This window comes from Paradesertivirga mongoliensis, from assembly GCF_024436395.1.
GTDB classification, from domain to species: Bacteria; Bacteroidota; Bacteroidia; order Sphingobacteriales; family Sphingobacteriaceae; genus Paradesertivirga; species Paradesertivirga mongoliensis.
Genome location: NZ_JAFMZO010000001.1, coordinates 128,311 through 143,403, shown reverse-complemented (window position 1 = coordinate 143,403; position 15,093 = coordinate 128,311). Strand labels below are relative to the sequence as shown.

Annotated in this window: 6 protein-coding genes; 4 read left to right on the top strand and 2 right to left on the bottom strand. The window is 45.4% G+C overall.

Annotated elements, in window-relative coordinates:
- Positions 1–4: 4 nt before the first annotated feature.
- Both J3P43_RS00455 and J3P43_RS00450 read left to right on the top strand, forming a co-directional pair.
- Positions 5–3,706, top strand: a complete 3,702-nt coding sequence (locus J3P43_RS00455; protein WP_255897788.1) for a DUF4450 domain-containing protein — start codon at positions 5–7, stop codon at positions 3,704–3,706.
- A 32-nt stretch (positions 3,707–3,738) separates the two neighbouring features.
- Positions 3,739–5,904 carry a hypothetical protein gene (locus J3P43_RS00450; protein ID WP_255897787.1) on the top strand — a complete coding sequence of 722 codons (2,166 nt, stop codon included), beginning with the start codon at positions 3,739–3,741 and terminating at the stop codon, positions 5,902–5,904.
- A gap of 366 nt (positions 5,905–6,270) precedes the next feature.
- Here the strand turns inward: J3P43_RS00450 and J3P43_RS00445 are convergent, their stop codons facing one another.
- Both J3P43_RS00445 and J3P43_RS00440 read right to left on the bottom strand, forming a co-directional pair.
- The gene (locus tag J3P43_RS00445; protein ID WP_255897786.1) at positions 6,271–6,486 is read right to left on the bottom strand and encodes a PID-CTERM protein-sorting domain-containing protein; all 216 of its coding nucleotides are present in this window, start codon (positions 6,484–6,486) and stop codon (positions 6,271–6,273) included.
- Positions 6,487–6,529: 43 nt separating this feature from the next.
- Positions 6,530–10,282, bottom strand: coding sequence for a T9SS type A sorting domain-containing protein (locus J3P43_RS00440; RefSeq protein WP_255897785.1), 3,753 nt, complete (start codon positions 10,280–10,282; stop codon positions 6,530–6,532).
- Between the two features lie 497 nt (positions 10,283–10,779).
- Between J3P43_RS00440 and J3P43_RS00435 the strand changes: the two genes are divergently transcribed.
- Together J3P43_RS00435 and J3P43_RS00430 are read left to right on the top strand one after the other, a co-directional pair.
- Positions 10,780–12,696: a rhamnogalacturonan lyase gene (locus tag J3P43_RS00435; RefSeq protein WP_255897784.1), complete on the top strand. Its 1,917-nt coding sequence runs from the start codon at positions 10,780–10,782 to the stop codon at positions 12,694–12,696.
- A 5-nt stretch (positions 12,697–12,701) separates the two neighbouring features.
- Positions 12,702–15,029 carry a glycoside hydrolase family 2 TIM barrel-domain containing protein gene (locus J3P43_RS00430; protein WP_255897783.1) on the top strand — a complete coding sequence of 776 codons (2,328 nt, stop codon included), beginning with the start codon at positions 12,702–12,704 and terminating at the stop codon, positions 15,027–15,029.
- Positions 15,030–15,093 lie beyond the last annotated feature (64 nt).

The following is a 15,093-nucleotide window of genomic DNA, read 5'->3' as shown; positions in this document are numbered from 1 at the left end:
TTGGATGAATTTTTATAAAACCCTTTGTTTGATATGCTTGTCTGCTTTGTCGGCCGAGGCGTTTAGTCAGCCTTCGAATAAGCCCTCTGATGCGCTATGGCATGGCAAACAAAGACAGATTCATTACCGCCCCGACGGAAAAGACTTTGTACTGGTAAATGGTGCTAAACGCTTCAACCGGGCGCTTTACGGAACAAATACCGGATTCAGAGTGGAAGCAGGAGACCTTCCTGAATTTGCCCTTTACCTTCCGGGGATGGGCGGGAATCTTAAGTTCGGATTAATTTCTGGCAGTACCAGCAAGTGGATCATCGACGCTAAGCAGATTGAAACTCGTTACCGGCCAGGAACCATGATCTATAAAATTCAGGATCCGATGCTGGGTAGCGGAACGCTTCATTTATTAGTTCTGGCTCAAACTGATGGTGAAGGTATTCTGGTGAAAGCAGGCTTCTCGGGCACGCCAAAAAGTATTGAGCTTTTTTGGGCGTATGGCGGTGCTACCGGTAAAAAGTTTTCAAGAGATGGCGATATTGGCGCCGATCCAGAATCGGTTTTTTATCTCAAACCCGAGTATTGCAAAGATAATTCTTTCAGACTTAATAAAAATGCGTTTACGCTTAGTTATGGCTCCGGCAGAGTTTTGTCCGAAGCTGAAAGGTATGAAATTCAGCATGTAGCAGACAATAAAGAAAAAGGCCAGATCGCGCCTCAAAAGCAAATCACGGGATTATTTCCTTTAGGGGCAAAGCTGGCTTTGGCAGATGCAGCGAAGCTCGAAAGCCCTTCGGCGCTGGCTCAGTCAACAGCCGGAGCGCAACCCGTATTAACCGGTCGAATAGGTTCTTCGGCAGCGAAAGAATTCTACTTTTTAATTCAGTCGCCGAATAATAAACCTGAGCTGAAGTATTCCATGCTCCCACAGCACTTTAACAAAGCAGAAGTGGCGCGGGTAAAACTAGCCAACCGGGTAAATATCAATACTCCTGATCCCTATCTAAATACCTTAGGTTCTGCTTTGGCAGTGGCAGCCGATGCCGTTTGGGAGGATCCCACATTTTTGCATGGAGCTATTGCCTGGCGCATGCGTTTAAATGCCTGGCGCGGCGCTTCTCTTGCCGACCCCCTTGGGTGGCATGATCGGGCAAAAATGCATTTTTCGGCATACGAGAAATCTCAGGTGCTTGAGCCTGCAAGCGGTCCGGTTACTCCGGATACCGCCTTGAACTTCGCCCGCCATGCCGAAAAAATGGGCACGGCAATGTTTAGCAGGGGATATATTTCCCGACACCCTAATCGAAATGATGTTGCGCACCATTACGATATGAACCTGGTGTTTTTCGACCAGATGCTGAGCCATTTCAACTGGACAGGAGACATTGATTTTGCTAAGCAGATGTGGCCGGCTATAAAACGTCACCTGGATTGGGAGAAGCGAAACTTTGATATGGACGGCGACGGCCTCTATGACGCCTACTGCGCGATATGGGCAAGCGATGCCTTACAATACAGCGGTGGCGGGGTAACGCATACATCATCCTATAATTATCGTGCAAATAAACTGGCTGCGAAGCTGGCGGTAATTATGGGCGAAGATCCGCGGCCTTATCAATCGGAAGCTGATAAAATATTAAAAGCGATCAATACGCATTTGTGGCTTCCCAAAAAGGGTTGGTTTGCAGAATATAAGGACTTATTGGGCTTAAAATTGGTGCATCCATACGCTGGTTTATGGACCATTTATCACGCCATTGATTCTGATGTGCCCGATGCTTTTCAGGCTTATCAGGCGTTGCGATATGTAGATACGGAAATTCCGCGCATCCCTGTAAAGGCAAACGGACTTCCTGATAAGGATTACTACATTCTTCCAACCACCAACTGGCAGCCTTACACCTGGTCTGTGAATAATGTGGCTACAGCAGAGGTGCTGCATACTGCCTTAGCTTACTGGCAGGGAGGAAGATCAAAAGAAGCATTTAAGCTTTTCGAAAGCATGATCATTGAAAGTATGTACTTAAGCTCCAGTCCGGGAGGTTTTGAGCAGCTTTCATTTTACGATGCCATCCGTGGCGAGCTTTACCGCGATTTTGCTGACCCGATTGCAATGGCCAGCCGTAGTTTAGTAGAAGGGCTGTATGGTATTCTTCCGAACGCTTTATCAGATACCTTAACTATCCGTCCCGGTTTCCCGGATGAGTGGAATTATGCCTCGCTAAATGTTCCGGACATTGCTTTTGATTTTAAAAGAAGCGGACAATCCGATACCTATTATATCAGTCCGAAGTTTCCAACTTCAATGAAGTTGCGCCTTAAGCTAAAAGCAAAGGCAGAAGAAATTCGATCAATTACGGTGAACGGAGTAAAAGCTGACTGGAGAGCATTAGAGTCGTCCATCGAGACTCCTGAGCTGGAAATTGTGGCACCCGAAGCTTCGAAATATACGGTGGTTGTAGACTGGAGCGGCGACAAAATTACTGAACCTGCTGTGCAGACTTTCGCATCGAATACACCCCTTAATCTCGGTTTTGGAGATGCAAAGGCCTTGGAGATCTTCGACCCGCAAAATGTGCTTCAGAACGCTAGCCTGAAAAATGACGGTATAACCGGGGTGGTTCAAGCTGAGTCTGGACACCGAACCGTGTTCACCAAACTGAAGCAAGGGGATTTTACCTGGTGGGCTCCGGTAAATATCATTATAGAGGAACCGGTAAAGATCGTTTCGGAACAAGAACAAACGGGAAATGGCTTATCGGTTACGTTGAAGAATCAGGGTCCGGCTGTTTCTGGAACCCTAAAAGTAAACAAAGGTTCGGCCTCGTTTACCAAAGCTGTTAATTTGGCTGCTGACGGTTCTGTGGGTGTGGAAATTCCCGCTGCGGCGCTTTCTTCCGGTACTAACGAGCTGCGTTTCGAATATTCAAATGGTCGTTTTGTGGAAGAGAAAATTATCAACTGGACGGTTACTCCTCCTGCAAGTGCGAAATGGCAAAAAGTCGATTTGAGCGGGGTCCATAATGATGTGGTAACAAACATCTTTAAAAACAGATATCTCTCTCCGCGCCCATCGTCGCCAACTTTGCAGCTCCCTTTGCAGGGAATTGGTAACTGGTGTTATCCACTAACAACTGCAAATATTGATGACTCGGGTTTAAGAAGTGCAGCATCGACCAGAAATGAGATTAAGTTGCCTAACGGCGTGCCATTCCAAACACCGTCAGCCGCAGGCTCTAAAAATATTGTGTTTACATCTCAATGGGACAATTATCCAGATTCGGTAATTATCCCGCTTAGCGGAAAGTCTGCTCATGCATACTTGCTGATGGCTGGATCTACCAATCCTATGCAAAGCCGACTTGATAATGCTGAGGTACTTGTCTATTACACAGATGGTACTACAGAGCGCCTGCCGTTACGTAATCCGGAAACCTGGTGGCCGATAGAACAAGACTATTTTATAGACGATTTTGCGTTTGCAACGGGTTATCCGCGGCCATATCGGGTTAATCTAAAAACAGCCGAGATAAGCCGGAATTTCAATAAGTTCTACACGATTAAAGGGTTCTCAAATTACGGTATTGATGGAGGCGCAGCTACGGTTCTTGATCTGCCCCTGAATCCCGACAAGGAACTTAAGGAATTAAAAATAAAAGCTTTAGCCAACGATGTTGTGGTTGGTTTAATGAGTTTGACACTTAAAAGATAAGGTCACAGAGGCCTGATAAATTGATGAATAATATGCTACTGAAACCTAACAGCCTGTTTAAAAAGTTAAGATTGGGCTCTTGTGTAATTGCTATTTCGTGTTCGTTTACCGCAGCTTCGATTGCCCAGCCTATTAACCGGCAGGCGCTTGTGCAACGGCACAATATTGTTAACACTCGTATCGACTCCCTCGAGTCGCTTTCGCTGGGAAATGGAAAATTTGCATTCACTGCAGATGTAACCGGATTGCAGACTTTTCCTGAAAGATACGCCAAAGGAGTGTCACTGGGAACGCAATCTGAGTGGGGATGGAATCGCTGGTCAGATACCGCAGGTTTCAAATTTGAGGAGACTTTAAAAGAATATACCCTGAATGGGAAGAAATCCACTTATTCTATTCAGTATTCAGAGCCATTACGCAAGCGCAACGCGGCAGACTGGTTCCGCAAAAGCGTTCACCGGCTTCAGTTGGGTAATTTAGGTTTCGATCTTTACAAAGCAGATGGTTCTTTGGCTAAACCAGCCGACATCAAGAATATCCGTCAAACTCTAAACATGTGGACCGGCGAATTAACCAGCAGTTTCACCCTGGAAGGTATCCCCGTAAATGTTGTTACAGTAGGGCATCAGAATCTGGATCTAATTTCGGTACAGGTAAACTCGGGTTTGATCAGAATGGGGCGACTTAAATTCAAGTTGCGCTATCCTTATCCAACAGCCGAGTTTTTGGATGAAGGCGTAAATTATAAAAATCATCAAAAGCATAAAACCTCTATTATAGATCCCCGGGAAACAGGAGCAACAATCGAGCATCAGTTGGAAGGAATAACCTATTTTACCGCGTTAAAATGGAATACCAAATCTTCTATTGCACCCACATCAACGCCACACTATTTTCAGCTCACGCCAAATAAAGATTCTGAAAGCTTTGAATTGAGTGCTTTGTTTTCGCCGGCAAAATCCGAGTCGATTCCAGATTTTAGTTCTACCCGTGAAAGCAGCAACAGCAACTGGAAGAAATTCTGGATGAGTGGCGCCGCTATTGATTTCACAGGGAGCACTGATCCAAGAGCTAAGGAGCTTGAGCGAAGAGTGATCACGTCTCAATATCTTACAAAAATTCAATGTGCGGGTAATTTTCCTCCACAGGAAACCGGGCTGACTTTCAATAGCTGGTTTGGCAAGCCTCACCTCGAAATGCATTGGTGGCACGCGGTGCACTTTGCTTTATGGAATAGGCCTGAGTTGATGACTAAAACGCTCGATTGGTATTTTAATGTGAAAGAGCCGGCAAGGCAAATAGCCGGACGGCAGGGCTTTAAGGGCTATCGCTGGCAGAAGATGACCGATCACGAAGGGTTGGAAAGTCCGTCTACTGTTGGAGCTTTTATTCTCTGGCAGCAGCCGCACCCCATTTATATGGCCGAACTCGCTTATCGCGATAGCAGCAGTAAAGAGATGTTGGAGAAATATAAAGACCTTGTTTTTGGCACTGCCGAATTTATGGCTTCATTTCCGGCCTACGATAGTTTGAAAAATCGCTATAATTTGGGCAAGGGGTTGATCCCTGCCCAGGAAGTGTTTAAAGCAGAAGATACCTATAATCCTACTTACGAAGTAGCTTATTGGGATTGGGCTTTACGCATCGCTCAAAAGTGGCGTGAGCGCCTCGGTATGCCCCGTAATGCTGAATGGGATAACATAATTAACAAACTGGCGCCTCTTCCTGAATTAAACGGAGTTTATTTATCGACCGAAAATAACCCTGACTCATTTACTAACGAGAAGTGGTTGCGAGATCACCCTTCGGTTCTTGGCGCATTAGGTATGGTTCCGGCGTCTGCAAAACTTGACAAGGCGACGATGCAGCGTACTTTTGATACCGTCTGGAAAGTTTGGCAATGGCCTGATACCTGGGGCTGGGATTTTCCGATGACAGCGTTAACAGCAGCACGACTGGGCAAGCCAAACAAGGCAATTGATGCACTTTTCATGAAGGTTCAAACAAATACATACCTGAAAAATGGCCATAATTACCAGGACGGACGTTTACGTATTTACCTTCCCGGAAACGGTGGTGTTCTTATCGCTGTCGCGATGATGGCCGGAGGATGGGATGGAAGCGTAGGACCAAATCCCGGGTTTCCCAAAGACGGAAAGTGGAAGGTTAGGTCTGAAGGGTTTAAGAAAATGCCTTGATGCATGTTGCGGTGACTCCGAGCCTTTCGAAGAATGGTGGATAGGCTGCTATCTAAAGCTTGACGGTTAACTGCTGCAAAGTCTTTAATGTCGATGTCGCTCAACTACCTGTGACGTTGGCTAAGCTTTCCAAAAGTTTCAAACTTTTGGAAAGCTATCAAGGCAATAGCTACAGGTCATAGTGATTTCAGCATTCGTAAAAAAAATTACCTCTCAGCATGGTGTTGCATTTTAATCTTGGATTGACCCGGGCGTACTGGGATTAATGCCGCCAGTGCCCCCCTGTGAGTGCATTTGTTTTATGTTTTAAAAACTCCGTACGACCTTACTGTTGGATGGGATGCAAAGTGCTTTAGCCTCTGATTGCTAAGAATCTCCTGGCTTTATCCGTTTTAACCCATAAAGCGTTCCTGCTATCAAAAGCAGAATCACTCCGTCATCTATTGGTGCAGTATCCTCCTCGCAAACGTCGTAATCAGGATCGCAGTCTTCCGGAGGGGGAGGTGGCAATTCTTCCTGTCCAAAGCAAAACGAAAAAATAAAAAAAATGAGACCTGCAATTAAAAGGGCTTTTTTTTGCATCAAACTTTTACTCCTTACGCAGAATAAGCTCCGCTTCCCATTTCTATTGCTTAATAAACTTTTCTGTCCCAATCACGCTATCAGACTTGGCGTCTATGAGCTTTAAAATATAATGGCCTTTACCGAGAACAGACACGTTCTGAATAATGGTTTCGGCATACTCAGCCTCGTGGTGCATTACTTCTTTTCCGCTTATCGAATAGATCTTCATTTTTACGGTTCCGATATTGTTCGAAAGATTAATCCTCAGTTCGTCCTCAACCGGATTTGGGTATACCAGTAAGCTAGCTTCCTTGCTTCCTTCCATCATTGCAGCGGTCTTGTCCGTTTTAACAAGATTCTGTGAGGGTTTTCTGAAAACTATTTTGAAGCGCGTATTTCCATGCGTGTTGCTGATAGCTTTATCGATAGAGAAATTGTAAACCGGCTCGCTTATCAGGCTAACTATTTTATTGGAGTAATTATCAACCAGGAGAATGTCTGAAAAACCAGTTGCAGCTTTTTCACTTAAGCTTAGATTATAAGAACCTGTTTCTCCGGTCAAATTCAGCTTAACTTCCGTGTCGCTGTCGCCGGCAGGAAGGTAATTTATAGCCAGTAATTCATTGTCTGTCGAGAGGCTGCCAAATACAACGCTTGCCTCACTTAGATACACGGCATCTTCCGAATCTTTGTTTGAACTGCTCCCGCTTTTGAATGCAATGATCGTTTCGTCGCTTAAATCGATATCCGATTTTTGTGCCTTCAGCTTTATGTATTGAGTGTCGCCCGTTTTTGGCGCCAAGGCAGATATATGGCTCGTGGGTTCGTCTTTTTCTCCCATAGTGCGGGTTGAGGCCATAGAAGTAACTTTGCAAGCCTCGGTAAAGGTCAGTGTTTGATTCGCCTCGCTGGCCTGTACAAAGAATCCTTGTCCGGGTACGAGATAACGCGAAGCGCCGTTAGTACCCGTTCCAAGTGCCGGGTCATAAACAGCATAAGTATTGTCCTGTTTAAGTATCCAGGTGCGGGTGTATGGTGTGCCTTCCAGTAACTTTTGCAGATCAATGGTTGAGGGGTACGGGTTTCCTACAAGGTTAAAGCCGTTATCGGTTGCTCCCGAATAATAAGTATACGATAAAGGAAGAATGATGTCGCCTTTGTTGATCTCCCCATTATGTTCATATACTACGTCTTCCGGGGTGATGAAGGGCGCATTCACTTTGTTGTAAATATTTGAACGATCGCCGCGGAAGAAGAATACAAAGCCGAAGCCCGGGCCGATAGTGTTATCGATATGCGAAATGCTTAGGTATTGCGTCTGCGATGGCGAGGCAGATTCAACGAAATTACGGATGGTAAAGCCGTTGGGGTTGACAGCGGCTCCTTCGTCAAATCCATTTGTAGGGCCGCCATTGCCAGTAACCGGCATGTGGCTTTTTAGCTGGCGGTACGGAAAAGCTTTAACCGAATTGATGGTTTCGTAAATAGGAGAGCTTAATATTACATTGCCTCGTTTACCGCCCTTGATATGCGACTGCACGATTACTTTTCCCTGAACATCGGCGCCGTTGAGCAGCGGAGCTATATTAGCGTTCGAACTGGCGTCGGCTCTCAACGTAAGTTTGTTGGCCGTGTAAAGAATAGTGTTTGCTCCAACAGTAAGCGTTGTACTAACCGATGCGGAGTCCGACAAGCTCTTAATTCCGCCGTTCAGAAAATTGACGTTGGTATATTGCAATCCGGCCACCGTTTGATCGCCTGGCCCGTCATAATTTACGGTCCCGGTGATAGGCCCACGCGTGGTATTTAGCCAGTGTCTTCCAATATAGACCGGAAGGGCGCCCGAATTGAGAGCAGAATTTCCCGAAAAATTTCCTCTAACGTTTATTGAAGTGATATTCGGAGAATAGTTGATTCTCGCCGGGGCAGTGATGGTGAGGTTTCCGGCAAGATTGAATGGTCCCGGGATAGTGGCTTCAATAGTTTTTACACCATCGCCACTTAGAATTAGGTCCTTAAAGTTTACTTTGCCGCTTATGTTTTGAGCCAGTGCTCCATTAAAAGCGGTTACTCCCCGGTGGGTGATGGCATTGCTGCCGGTGGCCGACAAGAGAAATGGATTTGCTGCTGATAAGTGGATGACACTGCTGCTGTCTGTATAAAAAGTTGCGGTGTTAGCTGCGCTGGTATGGATAGTCTGAATGCTTCCCGTTACTGAAACTGTTCCGGCCGATACTTCAAATACCGCGTCATTTTTTGAGCCGTTTGCTTTTGAACGAAGAATAATGTTGCTGGCCCTAAGATTAGCAATACTTGAAACGATTTTTGAGATCTGGTTGACAGAAAGCACAGGATTGGTGGTGGGTTCACTTAACTGGAAGTTATTGACCAACAAGTTTCCTGCACCCCTGATGCTATCAGTTACTGAAGCATTGGCAGTTCTGAAAATTACATCGCCTGCAGATAAAGTCGCGGCGCTGTCTACGGTAAGAGTAACTGATTGCGCGGTTCCAAGGTGGATGGCGCCAATGCTGGCGTTGGCGGAGACCACAGGTTGTGTAAGAAAGCTTTGTGTGCCCAGATAGGCGATATCTGTTGTGCCCGGAACATAGCCTCCGCTCCAGTTTTCGGCATTATTCCAGTTGGCTGGATTCAGCAGTGCGTTGCCCAGCCAAATGGTAGTTCTTGCAAATACGAAGGTCTGCCCGTCAATATCGAAATTATTGTATGAGTATTTTTGCGGAGCGCTTTGCACAACGGCCTCGGCAGTTTGCGCACTTTTAAACTGGAGTTTTATGGTATTGTTCAATACAGGGCCATTGGTAGTATAGTCAGCCACTAAAAAATAATAGCGTATCGGCGACCAGTCAAACGACTCACTCAGGTTAGATATGGCGAGATTGGTGCTTACGTTCTTTCCGATATTTATTGACGCGATCAAAGCGTCGTCCATAGAAAAGACGTTGTCTGTTGACCGGTAAAGCTTTCCATTGCTGAAATAGCTGCCGATGTTGTTGGTGCTGCTGATGTTAAACTGGCTTATGGTGGAAACTCCCTGAACGTTCACTCCGAATCCAAAAAGGACAATGCCTTTTTGGTTGAAAGTGATTAAAGAGGGGGTGATTCCATTAGTTCCACTGTTGTTGCTTGAAACAGCAACCGTTGGCGGGTTCATACTAAAAGTAGTTCCCGGCAGGTTAAAATTGTTATAACTGCCGCCGCTTGTTATCAATGCGCTTGACTTTTGGGTAGTTGAGAAATTAAATTGTATGGTTCCCGGGACGGTCCCGGTGTTGCCGCTATAATCCGCTACCAGAAAATAATAAGATGCTTTCGAGGTGTCTGCAAGCTCGTCCGAAAGCGAAATGCTCAGGCTGCTCAGATTGTTTTTCTTCCAACTTGCAGTGATACCGAGCTGAATATCATCGAAGGAGTGTACGCTATCGGCCGATTTTATAATTCTAAAATTGCTGAAGTAGTTGTTACGACTGTCGGGAGAGAAAATTCCAACGTTCATTTCCGTCAGCGTACTTATCACCTCCGCTTTTATACCAAAGCCGAATAATACTATATTTTTTTGCCCCAGGGTTAAGGAGCCTTGTGTAATGCCATTTCCAGCGCCGTTAGCATCTCTAACGGTAATCCCCTGTGCCAAACCTATCGCTGGCGAAAGAAAAATTAGAAAAACGCCGGCCGCAAGGGAGCGGAAGATACTGCTGTATTTGCTGTAATTCTTGCATCTCGCATCACTAAGGCTAGTTTTTCTTTCGGATAGATTAGATTGTGCATTAGAGGTTGAGAGTAAGTGTTTCATTTTTGCTACCTGTTAGAGATATGAAAAATGAGAGCGCTTTGCGGAAAATATCCGCAATTTGTGGATATTATTTCCCTTTTTTTACGTGAAGGTCATTAAAAAAGATGCAAACAAATAATTCTTTTTTTTAAGTTCAGTCTAACTTGCTGGGTAACAGTTCTGAAAAATATTTTTAACCTGGCCCACTTATCGCCTGCAGGTGTTTTCGGGAAACTTGCCAGAGTCTTCTGTTTGCAGTTTAAAATAGCTGCTTTACGAAAGCAAGAGTTGGGTAGGTATCGCTAAAGCTTTCCGTGTGTTCTTAATCTTCATGTAATGAGCTTATTACATTTAAAATTGTAACATATGTATTACCCCTCATGGTAGTGAAATGAGTAAATTGCTTATGATAAGCAATTTAAGCAGGTCTGCAGATTTGCCTGGCGGAGTTTTCATGACAGTACATGATAGCCCTGCCTTGGTAATTATCTAATTTCAGATACCAATTATTACTGATTATGAATAAAATTCTACTCGTTTGGAGGTTTCTCCTGCTAGTTTCTATAGTGTTTAACGGTTCGATTGCCTATTCTCAGCGCCAAATGGAGAGTCTTGGACGCGGTCTTGTGGCCGTTAATCAGGGGCAGGGAAAGGTGTATATTGGATGGCGGCTGCTTGGAACCGATCCCTCAGAAATAGCCTTTAATATTTATCGGTCGGTAAATGGCGGCCGGTCGGTTAAGCTAAATAAGTCGCCGCTTCTTAAAACCACCGATTTTGTGGATTCAGGAATTGACACATTTAAATCCAACACTTATTTCGTTAAGGCAGTACTAAAGGGTAAAGAAGTTGAAACCAGTAAGTCTTTTGTTTTAAAGGCTAAATCTCCTGCGCTCCCATATTTGTCAGTTCCATTGCAAACACCTGCGGGTTATAATCCCAATGATGCATCAGTTGCCGATTTGGATGGTGATGGAGAATACGAAATCGTACTACATCAGACCGGGCGTGGCCGGGATAATTCGCAGGCGGGAATTACTGATCCGCCAATACTTGAAGCTTACAAACTCAACGGAACATTGCTTTGGCGAATCAATCTTGGAAGAAATATCCGCGAAGGCGCCCACTATACCCAATTTATGGTTTACGACCTGGATGGGGACGGAATAGCAGAAGTCGCCTGCAAAACTGCTGATGGTACAATTGACGGAAAGGGAAAGGTTATTGGCGACTCTACAAAAAACTACGTTGATGCGCGTGGGATGATTTTGAAAGGCCCCGAGTATCTAACCGTTTTCAATGGATTAACCGGGGCAGAAATACATACTACTAATTACAATCCTCCCCGACATCCTGATAAGCTAGAACCTACACAGGAGGAAATGCGTACCATCTGGGGCGATGGAAACGGTAATCGGGGAGACCGCTTTCTGGCAGCTGTCGCTTATTTGGACGGAGTACACCCAAGCTTGATTATGTGTCGCGGTTATTATACCCGCACAGTTATAGCAGCCTGGGATCTGAAAGACCGAAAGCTCACACAACGCTGGGTTTTTGATAGCGATGCCAGTGAGGAGAACCGACCTTTCCGCGGTCAGGGGAACCATAATTTGTCTGTTGCTGATGTAGATGGGGATGGAAAGGATGAAATTGTATATGGACAGATGACTCTCGATGATAACGGAAAAGGATTGTACACAACCAGAATTGGGCATTCCGATGCACTACATGTGTCTGATCTCGATCCTGAAAGACCCGGATTAGAAGTATTTAGTATACAGGAAAGATTTGGAGACGCAGGGGCAAACTTCCGCGATGCCCGCACCGGTGAAGTGATTTGGAAGAAGCCTTCTGTTAAAGCCGGCGAAGATGGAGAAGGTCCTGGTCGCGGATTATCGCTTGACGTTGATCCCCGATACAAGGGCTTTGAATCGTGGGTGGCGGGCGCAAATATTACCGGCATGTTTGATACAAAAGGGAATAAAATCGCAGAAAAGACACCCTCAGTAAACTTTGGCATTTTCTGGGATTCAGATATGTTAAGTGAAATTCTAAACTCGACCTCAATCGGGAAGTGGGACTATACCAATCAGAAAACAGACGTGATTTTAAATGCATCTCAATACGATTGCGTGCACAATAACGGAACTAAATCTACCCCCGCATTAAGTGCAGATATCCTGGGCGATTGGCGGGAAGAAGTAATGTACCGTACCCGCGACGGTAAAGAGCTACGCATCTTCACAACTACCATACCTGCTGTCAACCGCTTTTATACTTTTATGCACGACCCGCAATACCGGCTTAGTATAGCATGGCAAAATGTGGCCTATAATCAACCACCTCACACCAGCTTTTACATCGGTCCGGAAATGAAGGCGCCGCCAAAGCCGAATATCACGTTAGTTAAATACAAAGCCACAACAAAGAAATAATTATTATGATCAGATATAAATTAAAGAACCTGGTACTTGTTTGCCTGTTTGCTACCAGCTCCTTGTTTGCACAAAAAAGCGAGACGGTAAGGAATGTAGTACCGTTTGAAGAAAACTGGAAGTTTATACAAAAAGATGTCGCGGGAGCGGAGAAGCCAGATTATAATGATAACACATGGAAAACTCTAAGCGTTCCGCACGACTGGAGCATTGAAGGGCCATACGACCGCAATAACACGACCGGCAGAGGCGGGGGCTACCTCCCGGGAGGAATTGGCTGGTATCGTAAATCTTTTACAATTCCGCAGCGCGATGCAGGTAAAAAGATCTACATTGAGTTTGATGGGATAATGGCTAACAGCGACGTCTGGGTAAATGGAAAACATCTGGGCCAGCGGCCCAACGGATATGTTGGATTTCGATACGAGCTCGGTCCCCATCTTGTTCCCGGTAAAACAAATATAATCGCCGTTCGTGCAGACAATTCTGTACAGCCTGCTTCCCGCTGGTATACCGGAGCCGGTATTTACAGGCACGTGCGACTGATAACAGCAAACCCCGTTCATGTTGACCAATGGGGCGTATTTATCACTGCTAAAGATGTATCGGATAAATCCGCGATGGTTAACGTCAAAACCGCAGTTTTAAACGAATCTGGATCCTCAAAGCAGATTACCCTGCAAACCGCCTTGTATAGTCCCGATGGTAAAATTCTTAAAACAAGCGAATCGAAACAATTAATACCTGCCGGAAAATCAGCGGATATTTCACAGGACTTTTCAGTGAATAAGCCACAATTATGGGATATCCAGACGCCTCATATTTACCAGGCGGTTACCCGGATATTATCCGATAAAACTGTTCTCGATGATGAAGTAACTACCTTCGGAATCAGGAATTTTCGTTTTGACGCAGCCACGGGCTTTTATCTTAACGGAAAAAACATGAAGATAAAGGGAGTTTGCCTCCATCATGATGGTGGATCAGTGGGAGCAGCAGTACCGGCTTCTATATGGAAAAAACGTCTGGTGGCTCTGAAAGAATTAGGAGTAAATGGAATCCGCACCGCTCACAATCCAATGGCACCGGAATTTTACGACTTGTGCGACCAGCTGGGTCTGTTGGTTATGGATGAAACTTTCGACACCTGGAGAGCGAAAAAGGCGAACGGCGAAAATGGCTACAACTTGTATTTCGATAAATGGTGGGAGGCAGATACGCGTGACGTCATCAAGCGCGACCGAAATCACCCGAGTATTATCATGTATAGTGTCGGTAATGAAATACGTGATGACCTGAGTCCTGCAAATTTTAAAACCTTTACTGATCAGCGAGACCTGATTAACAGGTTGGATGGTACCCGCCCAATTACCATGGCGCTCTTCCGCCCCAATTCTGCTAAAGTATACGACAACGGTTTTGTGGAATTGATGGATATTGTTGGTCAAAACTATCGCGAAAGCGAATTAGTGGCAGCACATGAATCGAAACCGGAGCGAAAAGTGATCGGAACAGAGAACGGTCATCAGCAGGAGGCCTGGCTTATTCTTCGCGATAAACCTTATATGGCAGGACAGTTTTTGTGGACTGGTATAGATTATTTTGGCGAAGCCAACTGGCCTTCGGTTGGTAATCCTGCAGGTATTCTTGACAGAACCGGGGCAATAAAGCCCAGGGGATATCAGCGTCAGAGCTGGTGGTCGGATAAGCCGATGGTGTATATTTCCAGAAGTGCCGGGAATGCAGGAGGTGGTCAAGGTGTCTCCGACTGGACTCCCGCAGACTTTGACACTTATGACGAAGCACATGTTCAGGTTTACAGTAATTGCGAGGAGGTTGAGTTATTTCATAACGGAAAATCCTTAGGCGTGAAGCCCCTGGCAAAAGACGCATCTCCCTTTAGCTGGAAGGTGACTTTCGCGCCGGGAACGCTTAAAGCTGTCGGGAAAAATAAAGGAAAGATAGCTGCCGAATATGAACTAAAGACTGCAGGGAAACCAGCCGCCATACTATTAACGTCAGATCAGACAAAGCTATCATCTAACTTCGACGACGCAGCACTTGTCACTGCGGTGATTGTAGATGAAAATGGCATTCCTTGTCCCAATTCAGACAATACAATCTCTTTCAAGGTGAGCGGGGCCGGTCGGATTAATTCTGTGGATAATGGCCTGATGCAAAGTACGGAATCCTACAAAGGTTCGGAAAGAAGGGCAAACCGGGGACGGGCTGTAGCCCTTATACAAGCAAATGGTTCAAAGGGTAAAATTGAAGTCTTAGCTTCCGCAGATGGGCTGAAGAGTGGAATCGTTACTTTAAATCTAGTTCCCTGACCTTGTAGACAGTTTTATCAGATGACAGGGTTTAAATGAAGTTCGGTACTCTTGCCGAAAGATG

Coding starts and splice junctions, on each gene's coding strand:
- J3P43_RS00445 (WP_255897786.1), bottom strand. CDS start 6,486: ATGCAAAAAAAAGCCCTTTTAATTGCAGGTCTCATTTTTTTTATTTTT.
- J3P43_RS00455 (WP_255897788.1), top strand. CDS start 5: ATGAATTTTTATAAAACCCTTTGTTTGATATGCTTGTCTGCTTTGTCG.
- J3P43_RS00440 (WP_255897785.1), bottom strand. CDS start 10,282: ATGAAACACTTACTCTCAACCTCTAATGCACAATCTAATCTATCCGAA.
- J3P43_RS00450 (WP_255897787.1), top strand. CDS start 3,739: ATGCTACTGAAACCTAACAGCCTGTTTAAAAAGTTAAGATTGGGCTCT.
- J3P43_RS00435 (WP_255897784.1), top strand. CDS start 10,780: ATGAATAAAATTCTACTCGTTTGGAGGTTTCTCCTGCTAGTTTCTATA.
- J3P43_RS00430 (WP_255897783.1), top strand. CDS start 12,702: ATGATCAGATATAAATTAAAGAACCTGGTACTTGTTTGCCTGTTTGCT.